The sequence below is a fragment of the Devosia pacifica genome, from assembly GCF_014652635.1.
In the GTDB taxonomy this organism is placed as follows: Bacteria; Pseudomonadota; Alphaproteobacteria; order Rhizobiales; family Devosiaceae; genus Devosia; species Devosia pacifica.
In genome coordinates this window covers 1-23,172 of record NZ_BMZE01000004.1, presented here as the reverse complement: position 1 = coordinate 23,172, position 23,172 = coordinate 1, and the positions used below count along the sequence as shown (strand labels likewise).

The 23,172-nt window shown below is 60.4% G+C and carries 13 protein-coding genes and 1 pseudogene; 9 read left to right on the top strand and 5 right to left on the bottom strand.

Annotated elements, in window-relative coordinates; all coding sequences use genetic code 11:
- Positions 1-159 precede the first annotated feature (159 nt).
- The 5 genes and pseudogenes from IE127_RS16455 to IE127_RS16435 form a co-directional block, all read right to left on the bottom strand.
- Entirely contained in the window at positions 160-1,533 is a 1,374-nt protein-coding gene (locus tag IE127_RS16455) for an alpha-glucosidase/alpha-galactosidase (protein ID WP_189426829.1), read from the bottom strand.
- Between the two features lie 17 nt (positions 1,534-1,550).
- Positions 1,551-3,218, bottom strand: a complete 1,668-nt coding sequence (locus IE127_RS16450) for an ABC transporter ATP-binding protein (protein WP_189426828.1) — start codon at positions 3,216-3,218, stop codon at positions 1,551-1,553.
- A gap of 14 nt (positions 3,219-3,232) precedes the next feature.
- Positions 3,233-4,300: pseudogene (locus IE127_RS16445) on the bottom strand (ABC transporter permease); the annotation flags it as partial.
- A gap of 125 nt (positions 4,301-4,425) precedes the next feature.
- Positions 4,426-5,436 carry an ABC transporter permease gene (locus tag IE127_RS16440; protein ID WP_189426826.1) on the bottom strand — a complete coding sequence of 337 codons (1,011 nt, stop codon included), beginning with the start codon at positions 5,434-5,436 and terminating at the stop codon, positions 4,426-4,428.
- 67 nt (positions 5,437-5,503) lie between these two features.
- Positions 5,504-7,591: an ABC transporter substrate-binding protein gene (locus tag IE127_RS16435; protein WP_189426825.1), complete on the bottom strand. Its 2,088-nt coding sequence runs from the start codon at positions 7,589-7,591 to the stop codon at positions 5,504-5,506.
- A 150-nt stretch (positions 7,592-7,741) separates the two neighbouring features.
- Between IE127_RS16435 and IE127_RS16430 the strand changes: the two genes are divergently transcribed.
- From IE127_RS16430 to IE127_RS16390, 9 genes are all read left to right on the top strand, one after another.
- Positions 7,742-8,671 (top strand): helix-turn-helix domain-containing protein, encoded by a 930-nt coding sequence (locus IE127_RS16430; protein WP_189426824.1) that lies wholly within the window; start codon positions 7,742-7,744, stop codon positions 8,669-8,671.
- Between the two features lie 75 nt (positions 8,672-8,746).
- Positions 8,747-13,456 (top strand): NAD-glutamate dehydrogenase, encoded by a 4,710-nt coding sequence (locus IE127_RS16425; protein ID WP_244640289.1) that lies wholly within the window; start codon positions 8,747-8,749, stop codon positions 13,454-13,456.
- An 88-nt stretch (positions 13,457-13,544) separates the two neighbouring features.
- Positions 13,545-14,522 carry a class 1 fructose-bisphosphatase gene (locus IE127_RS16420; RefSeq protein ID WP_189426823.1) on the top strand — a complete coding sequence of 326 codons (978 nt, stop codon included), beginning with the start codon at positions 13,545-13,547 and terminating at the stop codon, positions 14,520-14,522.
- An 81-nt stretch (positions 14,523-14,603) separates the two neighbouring features.
- Positions 14,604-15,869, top strand: coding sequence for an AGE family epimerase/isomerase (locus tag IE127_RS16415; RefSeq protein ID WP_189426822.1), 1,266 nt, complete (start codon positions 14,604-14,606; stop codon positions 15,867-15,869).
- Positions 15,870-15,896: 27 nt separating this feature from the next.
- Entirely contained in the window at positions 15,897-16,760 is an 864-nt protein-coding gene (gene nadC, locus IE127_RS16410; protein ID WP_189426821.1) for a carboxylating nicotinate-nucleotide diphosphorylase, read from the top strand.
- Between the two features lies 1 nt (position 16,761).
- Entirely contained in the window at positions 16,762-17,604 is an 843-nt protein-coding gene (gene cysQ, locus IE127_RS16405; protein ID WP_210310537.1) for a 3'(2'),5'-bisphosphate nucleotidase CysQ, read from the top strand.
- A 210-nt stretch (positions 17,605-17,814) separates the two neighbouring features.
- A complete protein-coding gene (locus IE127_RS16400; RefSeq protein WP_189426820.1) occupies positions 17,815-18,366 on the top strand; it encodes a PadR family transcriptional regulator in 552 nt (183 codons plus the stop codon).
- Between the two features lie 10 nt (positions 18,367-18,376).
- Complete coding sequence (locus IE127_RS16395; protein WP_189426819.1) at positions 18,377-19,672, top strand: efflux RND transporter periplasmic adaptor subunit; 1,296 nt, start codon at positions 18,377-18,379, stop codon at positions 19,670-19,672.
- Positions 19,673-19,674: 2 nt separating this feature from the next.
- The gene (locus tag IE127_RS16390; RefSeq protein ID WP_189426818.1) at positions 19,675-23,013 is read left to right on the top strand and encodes an efflux RND transporter permease subunit; all 3,339 of its coding nucleotides are present in this window, start codon (positions 19,675-19,677) and stop codon (positions 23,011-23,013) included.
- Positions 23,014-23,172 lie beyond the last annotated feature (159 nt).

Sequence of the window (23,172 nt, the reverse complement as noted above, 5' to 3'; positions counted from 1 at the left end):
CGGCGCGCCGCGGTGGAGAAGTCGTATCAGGCATTGCTGCAACCGGCGAGAAGGCTGGAGGTGTTAAACACCCGCATGTGCCTGAGGTCAAAGACTTGCCGCGGTGCACAAAAAAAGACCCCGGCTTAAGCCGGGGTCTTTCAATTTATATCAGAACGATCAGGCGACCTTGCGCTGCTGCGGACCGCGGGCCCACTCCGGCAGCCAATCGCCATGCGCGGCGGTCAGATCATCAACAAGGTTCCAGATCTGCTCAAGATCGAGTTCGGCGGCGGTGTGCGGATCCATCATCGCGGCATGGTAGAGATGCTCGCGGTTCTCGGTGAGGAGCGCCTGGACCGTCAGTTCCTGCACGTTGATGTTGGTACGCATCAAAGCCGTCAGCTGCGGCGGCAGAGCGCCAATATAGGTCGGCTGGATGCCGGTGTCGTCGACGAGGCACGGGACTTCTGCGGCACAGTCCGCCGGCAGCGAGGTGATGCAGCCATTGTTGCGCACATTGCCGTAAATCACGCTCGGCTCACCGGTCCAGACCGAGTTCATGATCGAGGACGCGTATTCGTGGCTCTGCTTGACCTCGATAGTGTCGGCGTTCTTGTACTCTTCAGCCTGGCTCTTCCAGCGGGCGACCTGGGCGACACAGCGCTTCGGGTACTCGTCCAGTGGAATGCCGAACTTCTCGATCAGGTCCTCGCGGCCTTCCTTGATGAAGTACGGCGTATATTCAGCGAAGTGCTCCGAGCTCTCGGTGACGAAGTAGCCGAGGCGGCTGAGCATCTCGTAGCGTACCTTGTTGGGGCAGCGCGGATTGTGCTCGGGCGGCTTTGGGAAGCGGCCTTCGCGGTAGCCCTTGTGCAGCTCCGGATAGAGATCGCGATACGAGCCATCTTCCATGCGCTGTTCGAACTGCAGGTAGAACGCCATGTGGTTGATGCCGGCAGCGCGATAGCGCAGCGACTCGTACGGGATGTCGAGGTCGTGCGCCAGTTCGTGCGCGGTGCCCTGGACCGAATGGCAGAGCCCGACCTGCTTGATATTCGGATACTTGGCCGAGATCGCCCAGGTGTTGATCGCCATCGGGTTGACGTATTGCAGCATGATCGCATCGGGGCAGACCTGCGTCATGTCCTCACAGATCTTCCACAGATGCGGGACCGTGCGCACACCACGCATGATGCCGCCGACGCCGAGCGTATCGGCAATGGTCTGGCGCAGATTGTATTTTTTCGGCACCTCGAAATCGGTGACGGTTGCCGGCTCATACCCGCCGATCTGGAAGGCTACGACAACGAAATTGGCGCCCTCGAGGGCTTTTTTCTGATCCGTGTACGTCTCGATCTTGGCCGGAACGTCGAGCGTCTTGGCGATCTTGCCGGCAACGATGGCGCTCTCTTCGAGGCGCTCTGTGTTGATGTCCATCAGCGCAATGGATGCGCCGGCAAGCGCGGGACGCTGAAGCAGATCGCCGATGATGTTCTTCATGAACACCGTCGAGCCGGCACCGATGAATGTGACTTTTGGATTGGCAGCCATAAACGAACTCCCGAAGGTTATGCGGCTATTTCAAAGGCGGCGCGCACGAGGCGCGTCGTGTATTCGGTCTTGGGGTTGGTCAGAACCTCGCTAACGGGCCCCTGCTCCACGACCTTGCCATGCTGCATCACCATCACTCGGTGGCAGAGCGCGCGCACGACCTTCAGGTCATGCGAGATGAACAGGTAGCTGAGGCCCTTCTCATCCTGCAGCTTACGCAGCAGATCAATGATCTGAGCCTGAACCGACAGGTCGAGTGCAGAAGTCGGCTCGTCGAGCAGGATGAACTCCGGCTCAAGCGCAATCGCACGGGCTATGGCGATGCGCTGCCGCTGCCCGCCCGAGAACTCGTGCGGGAAGCGGTTGAGAATGTTGTTGGGCATGCCGGCATCGACAAGCGCCTGGCGAACGCGATCGACACGGTCCTTTGTATTGGCGCCGATGCCGTTGACGATCAGGCCCTCTTCAATGATCTGACGGATCGACATGCGCGGGTTGAGGCTGGCAAAGGGGTCCTGGAAGACGATCTGCATGCGGCTTCGCAACGGACGCATTGCACGCCGGTCATTTCCGTGGATGGGCTTGCCGTCGAAGAAGATCTCTCCACCATTATTGCCGATTAATCGGATCAGCGCCTGGCCGAACGTTGTCTTGCCCGACCCGCTTTCTCCCACAATGCCAAGGGTTTCGTGCCTTTGGAGCTTGAGGGATAGATCGTCTACTGCGACGAGATCAAAATAGTTCGGCTTGAAAAAGCCGCCACGTTTGAGCGTAAAGACGACGCGGACGTCTTTGCCCTCCAGAACGGTCCCTTCCTCGCCCACCAAGGGATTTGCAACACCCTTCGGCTCGGAGGCCAGGAGGTGCTTGGTGTATGCGTGCTTCGGGTTGTTGAACAACGCTTCGGTGTCGTTGTGCTCCTGCACGACGCCGTTCTGCATCACATAAACGTATTCCGAGAACTGTCGGACAATCGTCAGGTCATGGGTGATCAGGATCACCGCCATGCCGTGACGATCCTTCAAATCCTTGATCAGGTTAAGGATTTGCGCCTGAACGGTCACGTCGAGTGCCGTTGTTGGCTCATCGGCAATGAGGACATCCGGGCGGTTCGCCAGTGCCATCGCGATCATAACACGCTGGCGCTGCCCACCCGACAGCTGGTGCGGATACTGCCGCAGGCGAGCTTCAGGCTCCGGTATCTGCACTTCCTCCAGAAGTTCGCGCGCCCGATCCATCGCCTGGCTGCGCGACATCTTGTTATGCAGGTGCAAGACCTCGCAGATCTGCTGTCCGATTGTATAAACTGGATTAAGCGAGCTCATTGGCTCCTGAAAGATCATTGCGACGTCATTGCCACGCAGCTTGCGCATATCCTGATCGCTCGTCGCAACGATGTCGCGGTCCTTGAGCGTGATCTTGCTGCCCGGCATTATGGTCGCGCGCTTGGTCAGGAGTTTCATGATGGCGCGGGCCGTGACGGATTTGCCCGAACCACTCTCGCCGACAAGCGCGATGGTTTCGCCCTTGTGGAGCTGGAACGAAACATCTCGTACCGCTTCGACAATGCCACCCTCGACCTTGAAATTGACCGCGAGATTGCGGGCATCAAGGATCAGTTCGCGGTCGTGCGTGCCAATGTCGTGGCGCTCGCTTGGCGCCAGATTCTCTTTGTCTTGAGACATATCAGGCGGCCTTCTCAATAAGGATCGATAGCGTCGCGCAGGCCGTCACCCAACGCGTTGAACGCGAACACCGTGACCAGCACGAATCCCACCGGCGACAGGATCCAGGGATAGGAGCCGATCACAGAGAACGTATTGGTGTCCTGCAGCATAAGCCCCCAGGAGATCAGAGGCGGCTTGACCGCAAAGCCCAGGAACCCGAGGAAGCTCTCCAGAAGGACCACGGTTGGCACGGCCAATGTGACCGCGACGATCACGTGGCTCATGACGTTCGGCAGGATATGGCGCGTGATGATACGCAGATCCCCTGAGCCCACGGCAATCGCCGCGCGCACATATTCAATCCGCGCCAGTGACAGGGTCTTGGATCTCACCTCGCGACTGAGCTGGGCCCAGCCAATCACCGCCATGACGCCAATGACGAAAGCGATGAACAGATTTGACGGCGCAGTTACCGGGATGAGCGTCGTCAAAGCCAGGTAAAGCGGCAATTGCGGGAATGCCAGCACGAACTCTACGAACCGTTGAAGCCAGCTGTCGAGCGCTCCCCCAAGATAGCCGGAGGTAATACCGACGAGAGTTCCGATGATGGTGGTCAATGTCACGACGGCCAGCGCGATGGTCAGCGAGATGCGCGAACCGATGATCCCGCGCGACAGGATGTCTCGTCCGAGCCGATCGGTTCCCAGCAGGTGCAGGGAGCTGCCGTCTGTCGCGCCGAAAAAGTGGATATTGGTCCGCAGAACCCAGAAAAGGCTGTATTCGTAACCGCGCACGAAAAAGCCATAAGGCGTTGGACTGTCCAGCACAGGACCCGTCAGCGGCTGGAACGTAACGGGATCGAATTCACCGGTCTCCCCGATAGGATAAATATAGGGGATCAGGCTGAATTCGCCTTCGGGATTCTGGAAGGCGATCATGTCCGGCGGCGCGAATGAGAGGTCGGCGCGGTTCGGATCCATTGGGGCGAAGAAATCGGCAAAGATCGCCAGCACGAGAAGTGCCAGAACCAGCACGAAGCCGATCATCCCCATGACCGATCGCCGGAACCTGCGCCAGACCAGCGTGGGATAGCTCTCATTGCCAGTCTGTACGAAGCGGCCACGCGCTTCCGTCTCGGTGACATCGGTGCTTATCCGCGCACCGCCACCCGGATCCACCGGCAAAGGCTCTGCCGGTGCTTGTGTTTTTGGCCTGGTATCCTGAGTCATTCGGCCGAACCTCCCAGACGAATACGGGGATCAAGCGCAACCAACAGGATATCTGCGATGATATTGCCTATGATGAGCGTTGCAGCGAGCACGAGCATGAACGTCGCGGTCACGAAGACGTCGCCGACGCCCATGGACCCAACGATGGCAGGACCTACAGTCGCCAGCCCGAAGACCACGGCGACTTCAATCTCGCCCGTGAGCATGTAAGGCAACACGACACCCTGGTACGCCACCAGCGGATGCAGTGCATTCGGCACCGCGTGCTTCATGATGACGGACCGTTCGGGCAGGCCTTTGGCCCGGGCTGTCTCCACATATTGTGCGTTCAACACGTCCAGCAGATTGCCGCGCATAACGCGCATGTTGTAAGCGAGCCCGCCGAACGTGGCGATGAAGATGACCGGCCAGACGTGCTGCAGCAGGTTCACGAACTTGCCCCAACTCCAGGGCTGACCGCCGTAGTAAGCAGAAAAGAACATGCCCACTTCGGAAACGTTCAGCTTGAAGACCAGCACGTAAAGAATGATCAGCGCCATTAGGAAGCGCGGGATGGTCATGCCGAGAAACGAGATGACGCCGAGCAGCGTGTCGACCCAGCTGTACTGGCGGGTCGCAGCAATGATCCCGAGCGAGATGCCCAGTATCGACGCGAGAATGTGACAGGTCAGCGCCAGTAATATGGTCGCCGGCAGTCGGTCGGCCACCACATCGCCTACGGGACGATTGTAATACAGCGAGTGACCGAAATCGAAGCGGGTAACAATGCCGGTTATCCAGCGGAAATATTGTACCACCAACGGATCGTCGAGGCCATTTGCGGCGCGATAGGCCTGCGCCTGCGCTTCAGCTTCGTCAAACGTCGCACCGCCCTGATTGATGAGCATGGAGCGGATGTAATCGCTGTAGTCTCCGGGCGGCGCCTGGATGATCGCGAATGTGACGACGCTGAGCAGCAGCAGCAGCGGGATCGCCCCGAGAATGCGAAAAGTCAGAAATCTAAACATGCCACAAGCCTGTCCGTGGTGCAGGTGACAGAGGGCCAGCGGCCCCCTGTCTCAGTTCAAAGACCGATCAGCTCGGCTCGCCTTCGGTCGGACCGTCGGAACCCGGCTCGCCCGGCAGCGTGTTGGGGAACAACGCGGCATCGGTCTGCTGGTCCTCGGGCACATAGAGCCGCTCGCGGATCACGCTGTCTTCAGCCCAGTTGTACTGGAAGATCGGCGTACCGGCCGGCACGTTGGCGAAGCGCTTGTTGATGATCAGCGCACCCGGGTACTGGGTCAGCCCCACGGCGAAGACGTTCTCGGTGTAGACCTGCTGGAACTCGTGCATCAGGTCGACGCGCTCTTCGGTGTCGCTCGTTGCGATGAACTCATTGACGATATCGACGAGCTCCTGCTCGAACGGCATCAGATCGAGTTCTCCATCCGGGCCTGCACGGTGGAACGTGTGGGTGCGTGGGCCAACAGGCGCCAAGGCCACCGTGTTCTGCACAACAGATGCCACTTCGGCACCCTGACGGACAATCTGCCAGTCGAACTGGCCCGCCGCTGCGGAATCGTCACGCGAGGTCCCAGATTGGAAGTTCGCAACAACGCGAATTCCGAGCGGCTGCATCATCGCTATCACGGCTTCGGCGACGTTTGTGTCGGTCGCGTAATCTGTGTTGGCGAGCAGCGTTATCTCAATGTCTTCGCCGCCTTCGGGGAAGTTGCGAATGCCATTGCCGTCCGTATCCTCGAGCCCCATCTCGTCGAGCACCGCATTGGCGCCTTCAAGATCAAAGGGATAGTAAGCTGTCGACTCGCGGTCGTAGAACGGTGTTCCAGCGTAAAGACCGCCGGGATAGATTGCCGTGAACGGCCCTTGGACAAGGGAATTGCCAAGCCGCTGACGGTCGACAGCAGAGGTGACGGCCTTGCGGAAATCGAGCTCACGGTTGAGTTCGCGGACGGCCTGCTCGCGCTCGTCCGGGTCGCCCCAGCCATTCGCCGACAGATTCATCTGCAATGCATACCCGATGGTGCGAGCACCGAACTGCAGGCGTGCCGGAGCCGTTTCCTCGGCAGAACGGCGCAGTGACTCAACGAAGCTTTCCGGCTGCTCGAGGTTCGAGAAGTCCGCAGAACCCGCAACGGTCTGGACGTCACGGTCAGCCCATGTGGACAGGCGATAGTGCAGCTCGTCGAGATATGGGAGCTGGTTGCCTTCCTCGTCGACCTTCCAATAGTACGGATTGCGACGCATCACGATGATGTCTTCGGCCCGATATTCGACCGGAACCCAACCGCCCATGACCGGAATGTTCAGGTAATCAGGCGGGAACGCGTTCTTGTACTCTTCGTAGGTGTTGTCCGAGTAGTTCGGGTGTTCGGGCTTCAGGATGTGGCTCGGGCCGGGGCAGAATGTGCCGTAAGCCATCTGATAGAGATACTGCGTCGGCCGCTCTTCCTGGAACGTCCACTTGATCGTGTACTCGTCGACGGCCTCGAGGGTCGTGCCGGTGCCGAATGTTTCCGGTGTTGCGCCGTTGAGCGGCGAAACGTTGGAATCGAGAACGTTGTCTTCCCAGAAGAACATGATGTCTTCTGAATCGAAGGGGTCGCCATCGGACCATTTCGCACCTTCGATGAGATGCATGGTCAGTTCGTGACCGTCTTCAGACCATTCCCAGCTCTTTGCCAAGTTGGGCAGAGGCTCAAGCTCGTCGGCATTGACCATGAACAGGGGTCCGGTGCGGGTGAGGCACTCGGACAAGCCGATATCGATACCGCCCCAGCCTTGAGACTGGCCACCGATATAGTTCCAGCCTTCGGGCCGTCCGCCGATGACGTGACGCATCACATCGCCGTAGACACCGATGCCGTCCGGCATATTGCTGGTCTTGTAGACCATCGGCTCCGCAGGCAGCCGTTCCTCGACCGGCGGTAGCAGGCCGGGCTCGACGAAGTTTTCAGTCACCCACTCTGGCTCGTGATACTCGTCGAGCGCCTCGAAGCCTAGGATCTCGGAAACGCCGACAAAGTTCGGTTCGCTTTGGGCAGCGAACTCAGGTGGCTCGGGCGGAGTGGTTGGCTCCAGCACCTGCGCCTGCGTGGCGATTATCGATACGCCAAGCAGCAGACTTGCCCCGCCAAGGGCATGAACATGCTTCCTCATGATACCTCCCAGTATAACGGACGGCCGGTTGGCCACGGTGCCGGTTTCCTCCCCGACACGTCCATGGGGTGACCCTAAGCCTTGCAATGGCGCAAGCAATCCGCTTTTCTAGAGAGTATTTCCGGGTTTCACAGATCCACGCAGTCTTGAATGGAAGTTAACAAGCAAGCTTCATCCACCACGAAGGTGCCGGGTAGCCAGGCGCCACGACCGATGCCGCGCCCGGACAGGAGCTTTTATGCTTCGAGCCGGGCCTTCGGCCGGTTCGGCATCCGGTCTTTCCGGCCCATCGTCATGTCGGAACCGCACAGCCATGGACATATCGAGATCAACTGGCTGAGCGCTGGCGAGATGCACTATGTCTATGACGGGCGTCCAGTGTGCGTGCCTTCGGAACGATTGGTGGCCTTCTGGGCCGGTATTCCACACCAGACGGTTGCACTCAGTCCGACAGCGCAGCAAGGTCGCCAGCTCAACGTCTACCTGCCGCTCGATTCGTTCCTCCACATGCCGCAGCTCGGTCGTCTGACGGAGACGATGATGGGGGGTGGCATCGTCGCTCTGAACCCCGATGCGGTGGGGATCGATACGCTGGAACGTTGGCATTCGGATTATCGCAGCGGCAATGCGCTGCGCACAGATATTGTTCAGGTCGAAATGGGCGCCATGTTCCGGCGGGCAGCCCTCACCGGCTGGGAGATGCTGCTGCCTGCCTGGATCGAAAGCGAAGGCCGACGGACCCGCAGCGCCTCACCGGTCCGGTACGTAGTGGCAATGGTGCGCTACGTCATCGAGAACATTTCGGAGCCCCTGCCCGCCGCGGAGGTGGCCAAGGTTGTCGGCCTTCACCCGAACTATGCCGCTGACCTGTTTTCAAAGGTCATGCGCATTTCGATCCAGAAATTCGTGACGCGGATGCGGCTCATTCGTGCGCGCGCATTGCTGTTCGAAGGCAATTTGTCGATTGCCAACGTCGCCTTTCAGTCCGGCTTCACCTCGCTGACACAGTTCTATGAACACTTCCGCCGCGCATATGGCATCACGCCGAGCCAGATGCGCCAGGACGTCATTGACGACTGATTACGCAGCCAATCGAAATCGCGCTCGTTCCGGTATAGCCTTCATCAGTGCGAGACCATACCGGAGGGGGAAAGCGTGCCAGACTCGATCAAGGATGCGCGGGAGCAGATGGCGAGCCGTATCGCCACACTTACCGAGGTGGATACGGACAACGCGGCGCTTCTCGATGCGGCCCTCGCCTCGATTGACGAAGATGATCTGAAGTCCGCCGATCCTGACGCACTCATCGACCGGCTGAAGAGATCGTTCGATATTGCTCGGACCGAGGAGGTGGGCGCGGTTCGGGTCTCTCCGGACAGCTCCGGAACTATGGTGGTATCGGTGGTGTCGCGCGATATGCCGTTCATCGTCGACAGCATTCTTGCGTCCATTCGCGAGATCGGCGGCACCATCAGACTCTTCGCGCACCCCAGAGTTTTCGAGAGCCAGGATGGCACCCTAACGGCAAAGCCGCACGAAGGTGCTGAAGCTCTCAGCATCATGCATGTCGAGATCGATCCAATCGCGGAAGAGGCGCGGCTGGTCTCGGAGATCGAGGCCACGCTGGCCGACGTGCGTCTGGCGGTCGCCGATTGGGAGCCGATGCAGGCGCGTGCCCGCTCGCTCGCCCGTGACATCGAAAAGCGCGCCGGACGGGACACGGCAAATGCCGAAGCGGCGGCGCTTCTCGATTGGCTGACGGAAAACAACTTCACGTTTATCGGCCTGCGCGAATACACCATCTCGGAAGCGGACAGCTCTCCCCTGCCTGAGTCTGGCCTCGGCATCCTGCGCGATCCCGACTTGAAGTTTTTGCGCAGCGGCACCGATTTCGTCGAGTTCACGCCAGAGCACGAGGCGTTCATCAGGAATGCCGCACCTGTCACCGTCAACAAGGCCAACATCCGCAGCCGGGTGCATCGGCGCGTCCATCTCGATTACGTCGTCATCAAGCTGGTGGATGGAGACGGCAAGGTCAGCGGCGAGGTGCGCCTATTGGGGCTGTTCACTGCGCAGGCGGTGGCAGCACCCCATACCGATGTTCCAATAATTCGCCAGAAGATCCTCGAGGTGATGCGGCGATCGCAGCTCAACCCGGAGAGCCATGCAAGGCGTGCCCTGCTCGGCGCATTGATGAGCTATCCGCGCGACGAACTCTTCCAGATCGACACCGGCCTTCTTGCGGAGTATGGCGCAGCTATCGCAGCGCTCTACGACCGGCCGCGCGTTCGCGTGCTGCCGCGCATCGACAGGTTCGACAATTTTGTCTCGATCCTCGTCTACGTGCCGCGCGACCGTTACGACGCTCATATCCGCGCCGCAATTCTCAACGAACTCGCCGAGCAGTATGACGGACGCGTTTCGGCGTTCTACCCGAACTATCTCGAAGGCGAGCTGGTGCGGGTTCACGTTATCATCGGCCGCAATGGCGGAGACACGCCAACGCCATCGCGTTCGGCCCTTGAAGAGCGGGTGGAGAAGATCAGCCGCGGCTTTGGCGAACGGCTGATGGCTGCTACGAAAAATCCTGCGAGCGCCGCGCGTTTCCGCGAGGGATTTTCGCAGGCCTACCAGTCGCGAAACTCGGTCGAAGATGCACTGGCCGATATCGAACGTTTCGAGAGCCTTTCGGACGGCGCAAGTCTCGCCATCGCCCTTAATCGGACCAGTGAGGTGCCGGACGGCGTGCGTTTGCGCTTTTACCATCTCGGCAGCGCCATCCCGCTGAGCGACCGCGTGCCGATGCTTGAGCAATTCGGCTTCCGGGTCATCGAGGAGCGGACCTATACCGTCCGGGCCACCGATGAAGCGGTGCGCTATATCCACGACATGGTTCTTGTCTCGCCGCTCAGTGGCGAGGCCGATGTCGAGGCTCTGTTCACAGTTCTCGAATCCGCCCTCTTGGCGGTCTGGAGTGACGCGACGGAGAGCGATGGCCTCAATGCCTTGACCGTTCTTGAGCGCCTGGAGTGGCCGGATGTTGCTCTCTTACGGGCGCTCTCGCGTTATCTGCGTCAGGTGGGGATCTCTTATTCGCAACGCTATCTGGCACAGGTGCTGAACACTCACAGCGACGCAGCTGCCGCGGTGGTCAGCCTGTTCCATGCCCTGCATGACCCGGATCGTGCCGATGGGGCCGAGGCCGAGGAGGCGCGCAAGCGCATCGAGGCGGCGCGCGATGCTGCCAGTTCCATTGATGAAGATCGTATCCTGGCGCGCTTCGCCAATCTGGTCGAAGCATCGCTGCGCACGAATTTCTTCCAGCGGGGAAAGACCGGCGAGCAGCGTCCCGCGCTCGCGATCAAGTTTGACAGTTCTCTTGTCGAGGCCATGCCGGCGCCAAGGCCATTCCGCGAGATTTTCGTCTACTCGCCGCGCGTCGAAGGCATTCACCTGCGGTTCGGCGCTATCGCGCGTGGCGGACTGCGGTGGTCCGATCGCCCAGAGGATTTCCGAACGGAAGTCCTGGGCTTGGTGAAGGCGCAGCAGGTCAAGAATGCGGTCATCGTGCCAGTGGGCGCTAAAGGCGGGTTTGTACCGAAACACTTGACGACCGACATGGCGCGCGAGGCGCGGCAGGCGGAGGGAACCGCATGCTACAAGATTTTCATCGGTGCGCTGCTCGACATAACCGATAACCGTGTGGGCGCCGATATCGAGGCGCCGGAGCGTGTGATACGCCGCGATGGCGATGACCCCTACCTGGTTGTTGCGGCTGACAAGGGCACGGCCAGCTTCTCCGATACGGCGAATGCGATTGCGGTCAGTCGAGGCTTCTGGTTGGGCGATGCCTTCGCGTCCGGTGGCTCCGCCGGCTATGACCATAAGGAAATGGGCATCACCGCGCGCGGCGCATGGGAATGCGTGCGCCGCCATTTCCGCGAGATGGACCGCGATATCCAGACCGAGCCGTTCACTGTCGCCGGTGTTGGCGACATGTCCGGGGACGTGTTCGGCAACGGCATGCTTCTATCAGAGGAGATCCGGCTGGTCGCCGCGTTCGACCACCGCGATATCTTCCTTGATCCTGATCCCGACGCTGCAGCATCGATTGCCGAACGTCGCCGGTTATTTCAACTGCCGCGCTCGAGCTGGCAGGACTACGACAAATCGCTGATCTCACCGATGGGCGGCGTATTCTCGCGCAGTGCCAAGTCCATTCCGCTGAACGACAGGCTGCGCGATCTGCTCGGTCTCGAGGGCGAGGCTGCCACCCCGACAGCAATCATGTCGGCTATCCTGTCCCTCAATGTCGATCTGCTGTGGTTTGGCGGGATCGGCACCTATGTCCGGGCCAGAAGCGAAAGCAATGCCGATGTCGGTGACCGCGCAAACGACGCCATTCGTGTCAGCGCCGATAAGGTGCGCGCCCTGGTGATCGGTGAAGGCGCCAACCTCGGCATCACGCAGCGAGGCCGTATCGAATATGCGCTCAAAGGCGGGCGGATTAACACAGACGCGATAGATAACTCGGCAGGCGTGAATTCCTCGGATCTCGAGGTCAATATCAAGATCGCGCTCCGTCCGGTGCAGGAAGCTGGCAGGCTGGAGGATGGCCAGCGAAACGCCTTCCTCGCCGAGATGACCGAGGCCGTGGCCCAGCTGTGCTTGCGCAACAATTACCTGCAGAGTCTTGCGATATCGCTCGCCGATCGCGCCGGGCTCTCGGAATTGCCAGACCTTCGCGACCTGATGTGCACGCTCGAAGAGCGCGGCCTTCTCGATCGTGGCGTCGAATTCCTGCCGAGCGAGCAGGAAATCGACGACCGCGCAGCAAATGGTCAGGCCCTGACAAGGCCTGAACTCGCCGTTCTGCTCGCCTACGCCAAACTCACCTACTACGCCGACCTGTTGGAGTCCGATGCGCCGGATGACCCTTATCTCACAGGCGAGATGCTGCGCTATTTTCCGGATCAGCTTGCGGCAACCTATCCCGACGCAGTCGAACACCACAGGCTTCGCCGGGAAGTGGTTGCGACGGTTCTTTCGAACGCGATCATCAACCGCGGCGGACCTGCGGTGGTTGACGAGTTGCGAGCAGCAACAAGCGCTGGGCCAGGAGACGTAGCGCGGGCTTATGTTGCGACACGTGACACCTATGGCCTCACCGATCTCAACAGTGCCATCGATGCGCTCGATGGGGCGATCAGCGGCACTTTGCAGCTGGAGCTATATGCTGAAGTCGAGGCGCTGATGCGGCGCGAGGCGCTGTGGTTCCTTCGCAATGCCGCGCTGGCCGGTGACACCCGCTCGATCGTTGCAAGGCATCGCGAGGGTGTGGTGACCGTCTCCAATCTCCTGGCGGAGCTGATGCCTGCAGAGGTGGCGGAGCGCCGCGCACGGCATATCGAAAGATTGGCTGCCGGCGGCGTTCCCGAAGCTCTGGCACAACGGATCGCTGATCTGCCGATGATAGCACATGCAAGCGATGTGGTGCTGGTCAGCGATCGTTCGGGCGCTAGCCTGCCGGACGCGGCGCAAGCCTATTTCGGGATCGTAACCCTGTTCAACCTGACGGGGGTCGGCGAAAATGCACGCCAGCTGGTGCTTCTTGATCGCTATGACCGCATGGCGCTGGATCGAGCGCTTGCGAACCTGACAAGGGCGCAGCGCGAGCTGGCGGCGGATGTGCTCGCAACCGGCGGCTCCAGCGTGGCTGACAAACTGCTGGCGTGGCAACAGGGGCGAGCTGATGCGGTCTCACGGACGGTTTCAGCCGTGTCGGAGCTGACGCGCGGCACATTGACCGTATCGCGCCTCTCCGTTGCGGCGGGGCTACTGACCGACATAGCAGGTGGGAGCTAAATCCCGCATCATTCCAAAGTCTTGCTTGCCAGATGCGGGCCGGACAGCATGCTGGCAGCCGTCACAGACAAACGCACGAGGATATTCAATGGCGCGTACAAATCTTTCGGAATGGCTGCTGCATCGGCAGGTGCCCCCAAAGCTGGCAGAGACCATGACCAGCGTGGCTGCTGCTTGCGCCGAGATTGCCGAAGTGCTGCGCACGGCCCCTATCGAGGGCATTTCGGGCGTTGCCGGGACGACCAATGTTCAGGGAGAAGACCAGAAGCAGCTCGATGTCGTATCGAACGATATCTTCATTGAGCATCTCCGGCCAAATCGCCATGTCTCGGCCTTGGTTTCCGAGGAACTGGAAGAGCCGCTGCTGTTCGAAAGGTCTGCCGATGAAGGTGGGCTTGCGATTGCCTGCGATCCGCTCGACGGCAGCTCAAATCTCGATGTCAACGTTACCGTCGGCTCGATCTTTTCGTTTCTCGAGGTGCCTGCGGATGATCCGGGCGCGCATCTGCTGCAGCCCGGCACGGAGCAGATCGCTGCCGGCTATGCCGCTTACGGCAATTCCACCAGTCTTGTCCTCGTCTATCAGGGGCAGGCCAGCGCGTTCACGCTCGATGCGTCCGGCGATTTCGTGCTGACAGCCGCAACACTTACCATCCCTTCCGAGTCCGCAGAGTATGCCATCAACGCAGCGCGCGAACGGTTCTGGGACGAGGCGACGCGGACCTATGTTGCGGATTCGGTAAAGGGCGAAGACGGCCCTCTCGGCAAGCGCTACAACATGCGCTGGGTCGGCTCTATGGTCGCGGACATTCACCGCATCCTGATGCGTGGTGGCGTATTTCTCTATCCTCTCGACAGCGAGACCGTTGCCAAAGGCGGGCGCCTGAGGTTGCTCTATGAAGCAAATCCAATGGCGCTGATCGTCGAGGCGGCAGGCGGCCGCGCCAGCACTGGCCCCGGTCGGTTGCTCGAGGCTGCGCCCAGTTCTATTCACCAGCGCATTCCTGTGATCCTCGGCTCAAGCGCTGAAGTCGAACGCATCGAGCGGCTTTATCAGCAGCTGTAACCCTCGGGCAGCTTTGCAACGTTGCGAGCCGCGTGCTAACTGCGCAAAACGCACCGGCGCGCGACCGGCGAGGAGGCCCGCATGAGCAATGAGACATTCGACCTGCCCCCAACCAATTCGGGGCGCGCTGCCGCTCGGCCGTTCCACAGGCAATGGCTGATGCGCCAGAGCGATCGACTCTTCGATTTCTTCGAGCGCAGTTCGATCAATCGGGATGGCGGATTTCATGATCTCGACAGCGTCGGCCACCCGGTCAACAGGGATAATCCGCTGCGCCAGATCCATGCCACGGGCCGGATGGTGCATTGCTTTGCCATCGGCAGCCTGCTCGGGCGTCCTGGCTCCGACGAGATTGTCGACCATGGCATGCGCTATCTCATCGAGCATCATCGCGACAAGACGCATGGCGGCTATATCTGGTCTCTCGACAATAACGGCCCGCGCGATGACAGCAAGCAGGCCTATGGCCATGCCTTCGTGTTGTTGGCCGGATCGAGCGCCAAGCTGGCGGGCCATCCGCTGGCTGACCGCTTGATCGCAGATGTTTCGGAGGTGATCGACAAGCGCTTCTGGGAAGAAGAGCACGGCGCGATCAGTGAGGAATACGCCAACGATTGGTCGAAGATCACCGACTATCGCGGCCAGAACTCGAACATGCACATGACTGAAGCGCTGATGGCTGCTTATGAGGCCACCGGCGAAAAGCTGTATCTGCAACGCGCAGAACGCATCGCGAAATTGATCATCGGCAAGCACGCCTTGGAACTTGACTATCGCGTGGCCGAGCACTTCGATGCCGACTGGACTCTCGATAAGGACTACACTGGCAACGAGATGTTCCGGCCGTCAGGTTCGACGCCCGGGCACTGGCTGGAATGGTCGCGGCTCTTGATGCAGCTCTGGGTTCTTGGGCACAAGGCAGAGCCCTGGCTTCCGGATGCTGCGCGTGGCCTCTTCCGCAAGGCCATCGAGCTTGGTTGGGATGATAAGCATGGCGGCTTTTATTACACGCTCGACTGGAACAATCAGCCGATCATGCGCGAGAAGCTGTGGTGGCCGGTCTGCGAGGCGATTGCAGCCGCCGCATTTTTCACGCACTACGACCAGGATCCGTTCTTCGAAATCTGGTATCGCCGGCTCTGGGATTTTGCCGCCAATCATCTGATCGATCACGAGAACAGCGGCTGGCGCCCCGAATTGCAGGAAGATTTGACCCCGGTCGAGCGACTTTTCGTCGGCAAGCCGGATATCTACCATGCGTTGCAGGCCTGCCTGATTCCGCTGTTTCCGGCGACCGGCTCGGTCACGCACGCGATAATCGAAAGCAACCGGCCCGCCCATCGCTGAGCCACCCACCCGCCTCAAGGTCATTTCATGTCCGCTTATCCTGCCGACCTGCCCCGGCATCTCGTTGACAGCGCCGTTTCAGCTGCTTTGGCGGAGGATCTGGGGCTTTCGGGCGACCTGACCAGCCAGGCAACCATTGCACCGCACGCCCGGGCGCACGCCACCCTCTCGGCGCGCGAGCCGGGCACGATTGCCGGCTTGGCGCTTGCGAGCGCCGCATTTCGGCTGATCGGGGACGAGGTCGCCTTCAAAGCCCACTGTGCGGACGGCGAGACGGTCGAGGTCGGCGAAGTCGTCGCGGAGATTACCGGCAACGCACGCCAAATGCTTGCAGCGGAACGCACGGCCCTCAATTTTCTCAACCCCCTCAGTGGCATCGCGACGTTGACGAGCCGGTTCGTGCGCGAGGCGGCAGGAACGAATGCCAGGATCTGCGATACCCGCAAGACAATGCCGGGGCTGCGCGCTTTCCAGAAGTATGCGGTTCGGTGCGGCGGTGGTGCCAACCATCGCTACGGCCTCGATGACGCTGTCCTGATCAAGGACAACCACATCGCGGTGGCTGGTGGGGTGGCCAAGGCCTATGCCTCCGCCCTTGCCTTCGCCGGCCACCTTGTAGCGATCGAGATCGAGGTCGGTACGCTTGACGAACTCGCCGAAGCTCTCGATGCCGGCGCGACCCGGGTGCTTCTCGACAACATGACGCCTGACCTTTTGCGGGAAGCAGTAAGCTTGAACGCGGGACGTGCACTGCTGGAGGCGTCGGGCCGGGTTACGCTTGAAACCGTGAAGGCAATCGCAGAGACCGGCGTTGATTACATCTCTTCGAGCCAGATCACGATGGGGGCGCCATCGCTCGACCTCGGGCTCGATATTGTTGTGGAGGCCTGAGATGCCGCATCACTCCGATTTCGATGCGCTCGATTTAATCGTTCAGACGATGATCGAGGCATCGATAGCGGCAGCTCAGGTCATCAACGACGTTTATGCACGTGACGTGGAGGCCGAGCAAAAAGCCGATGGCTCGCCTGTAACCGAGGCGGATTCGGCGGCAGAGACCGTAATCCTGTCGTGGCTCGAAAGCACCGGACTGCCTGTGTTGGCCGAAGAATCGGTGGCTGCGGGCCGCATTCCATCGCTCGGGGAGCGATATTTCGTGGTCGACCCGCTCGATGGGACCAAGGAATTCCTCAAGCGCAACGGCGAATTCACCGTCAATATTGCCCTCGTGGAAGACGGTCGGCCGATTGCCGGGGTGGTCTTGGCTCCGGTTACAGGCAGGACGCATATAGGCTGCTCATCTGGCGCGCTTGTCGGTGAGGTTTCGGATGAGAAGCTTGGCCCGCTGAGCGCGATTTCCGTTGCCGAGCGGCATCCGCCGCGTGTCGTTGCCAGCCGCTCCCACCGCAGTATCGAAGTCAGCGCGCTGTGCAGTTCACTCCAGATCACGGAAGATGTCTCGGTCGGCTCGTCGTTGAAATTCTGTCTCTTGGCGGAGGCCGCTGCAGAACTCTATCCACGTCTGACGCCGACCTGCGAGTGGGACACGGCCGCGGGACAAGCGGTTGTAGAGGCTGCTGGCGGCGTGGTGCTGACATTCGACAAGCAGCCGCTGCGCTATGGAAAAAGGCAGGACGATTTCTACAATCCGTTCTTTGTCGCAGCATGCAGCGAAGAGCTGGCCGCGCATGCCATTGATGAATTGAATGCGCTCCGCAACAGTGACGTGGTGTAGCGCGAAGCGTTGATGCGGTTAACGTCTCGTTAGCGCGGCCGGAAGCCGAACACCCACCGGCGACCAAGCTTTTTTGCTAACGCTAAATCCCTGCCATGCAACATGCTCTTAACTGCCCTGCGCTAGAGCAGCAGGCCAGAACCTTGCGCGGCTCACGACCAGTATATATATGCCCGGCATATATCGGTTGAGAATAGGGTAGCCGCCTCCGTGAACGTCAAGACGCTTTGCCTGTCGATCCTGTTTGAGCAAGACGCTACGGGATACGAAATTCGCCGCCTGTGCGTCGAGGGCGAGTTTTCGTATTTTGTCGAGGCGAGCTTCGGCTCGATCTATCCGGCGCTGGCACGGCTGGAGGATGAAGGGCTGGTCTCAAGCCGGGTGGAGCCTCAGGAAGGCAAGCCTGCGCGCAAGGTCTACTCCATCACCGACAAGGGCCGCGAGACATTTCTTCTGTCGTTGCAGGAGCCTGTCGAGGAAGAGGTGTTCCGCAGCCCGTTCCTGCTGTTTGCGCGCTATGCGCATTTGCTGCCGGCGGATCTCGTCGAGACACGCATCGACGAGCACATCGAACGGCAACAAAAGCGGCTTAAGCTTCTCACTGACTGCGAGACGGACCGAAGCCTGACGACGGCTGATCGGTGGGTTCTGACCTATGGCAAGACAGTCATGCGGGCCGCCGAAAACTACCTTGTCGAGAACAAAGAAGAACTGATCGCTTTGGCTCGCCAAAACGAACAAGACAAAGACGCGGCTGAATAGGGGCGATTTCATGCGCGCATTATTTTCTTACGGACTGGCCTTTCTGATCCTGCTGCTGGCTGGCGGCTGGCTCGCGACGGGCACTCTCGTGGTTGGTGGCAATGGCCCGGGGATGGGCGAAACGCCGATCATTTCCCTGATCGAAGGCGAGCCGCATGGCCCGTTATCCCAGACGCTTGATGATGCGGGCATACTAGCCCAGCACGGACAGGGTGAGGACGAGGTCGACCCACGGCTGACGATTGCGCAGCGCAACGAGGCCGCTCGCGAGGGTGACACCTCGGCGCGGTCAGTGCGCACCACGCTTTACGAAGTGCAGCCCATGCCGATCATCGTGCCGCTGCGGGGCCAGACCAGTGCCCGCGCCACCGTGAACGCGGTGGCCGAGACATCGGGTATCGTCGAGACGGTGCATGTCTCGAAAGGGCAGCGCGTTGAAGCCGGCGACATGCTGTGCACGCTCGACCAGGGTACGCGGCGGGCCGCCGTTGCACAGGCCGAAGCGCAGGTGGCGCAGGCCGAAGCCTCGCTGGAACAGGCACAGCTCGATTTCGAGACCAATCAGCGCCTTCGCGAGCGTGGCTTGACCCCGGAAAATACAGCCAACTCGGCGCGCGTCGCAGTTACTGCCGCTGAAGCCTCGCTGAGTTCAGCTCAGGTCGGGCTCGACAATGCCCGGACCGAACTCGAGAACACCGAAATCACTGCCGAAGTCGGCGGACTTGTGCAGGAACCGTTGGCCAATCTCGGTGAAATGCTCTCGATGGGGACGCCGTGCGCCGCCATCGTCCAGCTCGACCCGATGCTGTTCACCGGTCGTGTGCCGGAAGCCCATATCGCCCTTGCCCGCACGGGTCTTGAGGCCACGATCCGCACGGTGACCAATCAGACCGCGAAGGGCAAGGTCACTTATGTTTCAGCTACAGCCGAGCCTGCAACACGCTCCTTCGCCGTCGAGATCGAATTTCCGAACGAAGATGGAAACATCCGCGACGGGGTTACGGCAGAAGCAACGATCGATGTCGGGACCGCCCCCGGACACCTGCTGCCGCAATCCGTCCTGACTCTCGACGATGACGGAACGCTCGGCGTTCGCACCGTCGAGGACGGCGTGGTCGCTTTTCACGAGGTGCAGGTGGTCCGCGATACGCGCGATGGCGTATGGGTTACAGGACTGCCGGCAGAGGCAGAGATCATAACTCTGGGCCAGGAATACGTGACGACCGGTCAGGCCGTCGATGCAACGCGCACCGACGGGTCCGACCTTGAAGCCGAGCCGCAATCTGAAGCCGAGGCGAGCGTCTGACCATGCTGAACTTCCTCGAAAGCATCCTGAGGATGCCGCGCGTCGTCATGACAGTGATGGTGCTGCTGCTCGTTGCCGGCGGCTCCGCGTACGTTTCGTTGCCGAAAGAGAGCTTTCCGGCGATCGACGTTCCGTATCTCTATGTTTCTGTGTCGCAGAGCGGTGTTTCGCCTCGCGATGCCGAGAACCTGCTGGCAAAGCCGGTCGAGGACGCGCTGGCCGATCTCGACGGGCTGACGAACATGACGTCGACCTCGACCCAGGGCCACGCCTCTGTGCTACTGGAGTTCGACATCAATTTCGACAAGGATCAGGCGCTTCAGGATGTGCGCGCCGAGCTCGATACCATTCGTGCCGACTTGCCTGAAGACGCCGATGACCCGACTGTCTCGGAAGTCGACGTCGTTGGTTTCCCTATCCTGTCGATTGCAGTTTACGGAGATGTCTCGGAGCGTGAACTGACGGCCCGTGCCGAAGCGCTGCAGGATGCCATCGAGGGCATCAGCGAGGTGCGTGAAGTCACGCTTTCCGGTGCGCGCGACGAGGTGCTCGAGGTCACGATCGACCTGCTGCGGCTCGAATCCTACGGCCTTACGGCGAACCAGCTGTTTGACGCACTGGCGCGCAACAACCTCGTCGTTTCCGGTGGCACGCTCAACACCGGGCAAGGCCAGTTCAACGTTGAAGTGCCCGGTCTGATCAATACCGCCGAAGACGTGATGACCTTGCCGCTAAAGACCGATGGCGACGCCGTCGTGACCTTCTCTGATGTGGCGACCATCACCCGCACGCTCGAAGATGCGACCGAATTCACCAACGTCAACGGCTCCCCTGCCCTGATCCTCGGCGTTTCCAAGAAGCTAGGCACCAATGTCATTGACGTTTCGGACAAGGCAAGGGCCGCTGCTGAAGAGATCAGCGCTGACTGGCCAGACGGGATAGAGGTCAGCTTCTTCCTTGATCAGGCGGATACTACGCTCGGGCTTTTCCGCTCGCTTGAAGCCGCGGTCTTCACTGCGATCGCGCTCGTTCTGATCACCTGTGTGGCGACACTTGGCTTGCGCCCGGCGATCATGATCGGCATGTCGATCCCGATCTCGTTCATGATGGCATTCCTTGTCGTTCAGGCGCTTGGAATGACCATCAACATGATGATCATGTTCGGTCTCGTGATCGCCGTGGGCGTGCTTGTCGACGACCCGGTCGTGGTCGTGGAATACGCCGAGCGAAAATTGCAGGAAGGCGTGCCGAAGCGCGAAGCCTTTATCATGGCTGTGCGAAAGATGTTTGTTCCGGTGGCCGGCGCCACCGCGACGACGCTTGGCGCGTTCGTCCCGCTTCTGTTCTGGCCAGGCATCATCGGCAAGTTCATGAGCTATCTGCCGATTATCGTGATCGTGGTGATGGTGGCATCGCTGGTTTCGGCCCTCATCTTCATGCCTGTAATCGGCGCCCTGATTGCGTCGAGCCATGTCGATCCGAAGCGCAAGGAAGCTGCCGACATCGTCATGTATGCCGACAAGTTCGACCCCAAGAAGGTGCGCGGACTGACCGGCTATTACGTGCGGGCGCTACAGGTGTTGCTGCGCTGGCCACTGCCGACGCTGGTGGTGGGATTCGGCATCGTGTTCGGCACGATGGCGCTTTACGCGGCGAACCCGACCGGCAGCATTGCTTTTCCGGAATCCGAGCCCGAGTTCGCAACCGTGGCCGTTGTGGCGCGCGGCAACTATTCGCCCGAGCAGATCCGCGGGATGCTGGTGGAGGTCGAGGATGAACTGCTGCAGGTACAGGGCATCAAGGATGTCATCATGCAGTTTGGCGATCAGGGCGCACTTGGCAGCACCCCGCCTGACACGATCGGCAATTTCCAGCTGCAGCTCATCGAGTACGAAAACCGCGTCAAGGCAGAGGAGATCTTTGCCGAAATCCGCGAGCGTACCGGAGATATTCCAGGGCTGACCGTTCAGCTGATCGCGCAGGAACAGGGGCCGCCGGCCGGCAAGGACATCAACCTGCGGGTGGAAAGCACAAACTACGACGATCTCGAGCCGGTTGTTGCCGAGTTGCGCAACTTCATCGAGAACGACCTCGAAAACACTGTGGATGTCGAGGACGGCCGGCCAAGCCCGGGTATCGACTGGCAGATCACAGTCGACCGCGTTGAAGCCGCCAGATACGGCATAGGCGTGCGTGAACTGGCGCCTTACGTTCAGCTGATCACCTCGGGCGTTAATCTCGGCAATTACCGCACTGAGGACACCGGCGAGGAACTGGACATCAAGGTTCGCCTGCCGCAGGACGAGCGCACTTTTGCCGCGTTCGACTCGATGCGGATTGCGACCAGCGAAGGGCTTATCCCGGTTTCGAACTTCATCGATCGTCAGGCCGTGCCGAAGGTCGCGGCTATCGAGAGGCGGAACCAGGTGTATGTGATGCCGGTCGCGGCGAATCTCGCCAATCTGCCCGAAGGCGTGTTTGCCGCCGACCGCGTTGCAGAAGTTCAGCAATGGGTGGGAGAGCAGAATTTCCCCGACAGCGTCTCTATCGTCTATGGCGGTGCCGAGGAGCAGATGGGCGATGCCAATGCGTTCATCGTACAGGCATTCGGCGGCGCGATGTTCCTGATCTTCTTTGTGCTGCTGCTGGAGTACAACAGCTTCTACCAGGTGCTGGTGACGCTCTCGACCGTGATCATGTCGACCGCTGGCGTGCTCGGAGGCATGTTGATCAGCGGGATGAGCTTCTCGGCAATCATGACCGGCCTCGGCATCGTCGCTTTGGCCGGTATCGTGGTGAAGAACGGCATCGTCTTGATCGACACCTATAACGAGTACAATCGCGGTGAAGGTGTCGAAGCGGTGAAGGCCATGCTGATCACCGCCAGCCAGCGTGTGCGGCCAGTGCTGCTGACGGCAACGCTGACGGCGCTAGGCGTGATTCCGATGTGGGCGAATATCGAGTTCGACTTCATCCGGCGCGAGATCGTCGTGGGCGGCATTGCCGGCTCGTGGTTCACCCACCTTTCGGCTGCAATCGTCAGCGGGTTGTTCATGTCGACGCTGCTGACGCTGGTGATGGTGCCGGTGATGATCACCGCTCCAAACGTCCTCTGGGGCCAGATCAAGTCAGTAAGTGGCGCGTTCGCAGGAGCCTTTATCTGGATGCGCGGCCTGTTCGGCCAGAAGAAGGCAGAGCCTGCCCCAGCCGGCTTTGATGGCATGGCTCTCGAAGCTGCCAGCAGTGACACTACCGAGCGCCATGTGGTTTCGAAGGATGCCGGTCTGTCTCGCAAAGAGGAAAACGGTGTGACGGTGATTTCGCGCGACGCGGCGGAATAGCTCTTCACGCAGTTCATAAAGAAAGGGCCCGGCAAAAGCCGGGCCCTTTCTTTTACTTGCCTTCGTCTTCTGCGGGCGTGCCGCGATTGACGAAACCATGTAAGCGGGAAGCCCACCCCGTCTGGTGATGGCCGCTGTTGGGCGATATCGACATCCCAG

Bases quoted from the DNA above. Each gene is read 5' to 3' on its own strand.
- IE127_RS16455 (WP_189426829.1), bottom strand. From the start codon at position 1,533: ATGGCTGCCAATCCAAAAGTCACATTCATCGGTGCCGGCTCGACGGTG.
- IE127_RS16450 (WP_189426828.1), bottom strand. From the start codon at position 3,218: ATGTCTCAAGACAAAGAGAATCTGGCGCCAAGCGAGCGCCACGACATT.
- IE127_RS16440 (WP_189426826.1), bottom strand. From the start codon at position 5,436: ATGTTTAGATTTCTGACTTTTCGCATTCTCGGGGCGATCCCGCTGCTG.
- IE127_RS16435 (WP_189426825.1), bottom strand. From the start codon at position 7,591: ATGAGGAAGCATGTTCATGCCCTTGGCGGGGCAAGTCTGCTGCTTGGC.
- IE127_RS16430 (WP_189426824.1), top strand. From the start codon at position 7,742: ATGGAAGTTAACAAGCAAGCTTCATCCACCACGAAGGTGCCGGGTAGC.
- IE127_RS16420 (WP_189426823.1), top strand. From the start codon at position 13,545: ATGGCGCGTACAAATCTTTCGGAATGGCTGCTGCATCGGCAGGTGCCC.
- IE127_RS16415 (WP_189426822.1), top strand. From the start codon at position 14,604: ATGAGCAATGAGACATTCGACCTGCCCCCAACCAATTCGGGGCGCGCT.
- nadC (WP_189426821.1), top strand. From the start codon at position 15,897: ATGTCCGCTTATCCTGCCGACCTGCCCCGGCATCTCGTTGACAGCGCC.
- cysQ (WP_210310537.1), top strand. From the start codon at position 16,762: ATGCCGCATCACTCCGATTTCGATGCGCTCGATTTAATCGTTCAGACG.
- IE127_RS16395 (WP_189426819.1), top strand. From the start codon at position 18,377: ATGCGCGCATTATTTTCTTACGGACTGGCCTTTCTGATCCTGCTGCTG.
- IE127_RS16390 (WP_189426818.1), top strand. From the start codon at position 19,675: ATGCTGAACTTCCTCGAAAGCATCCTGAGGATGCCGCGCGTCGTCATG.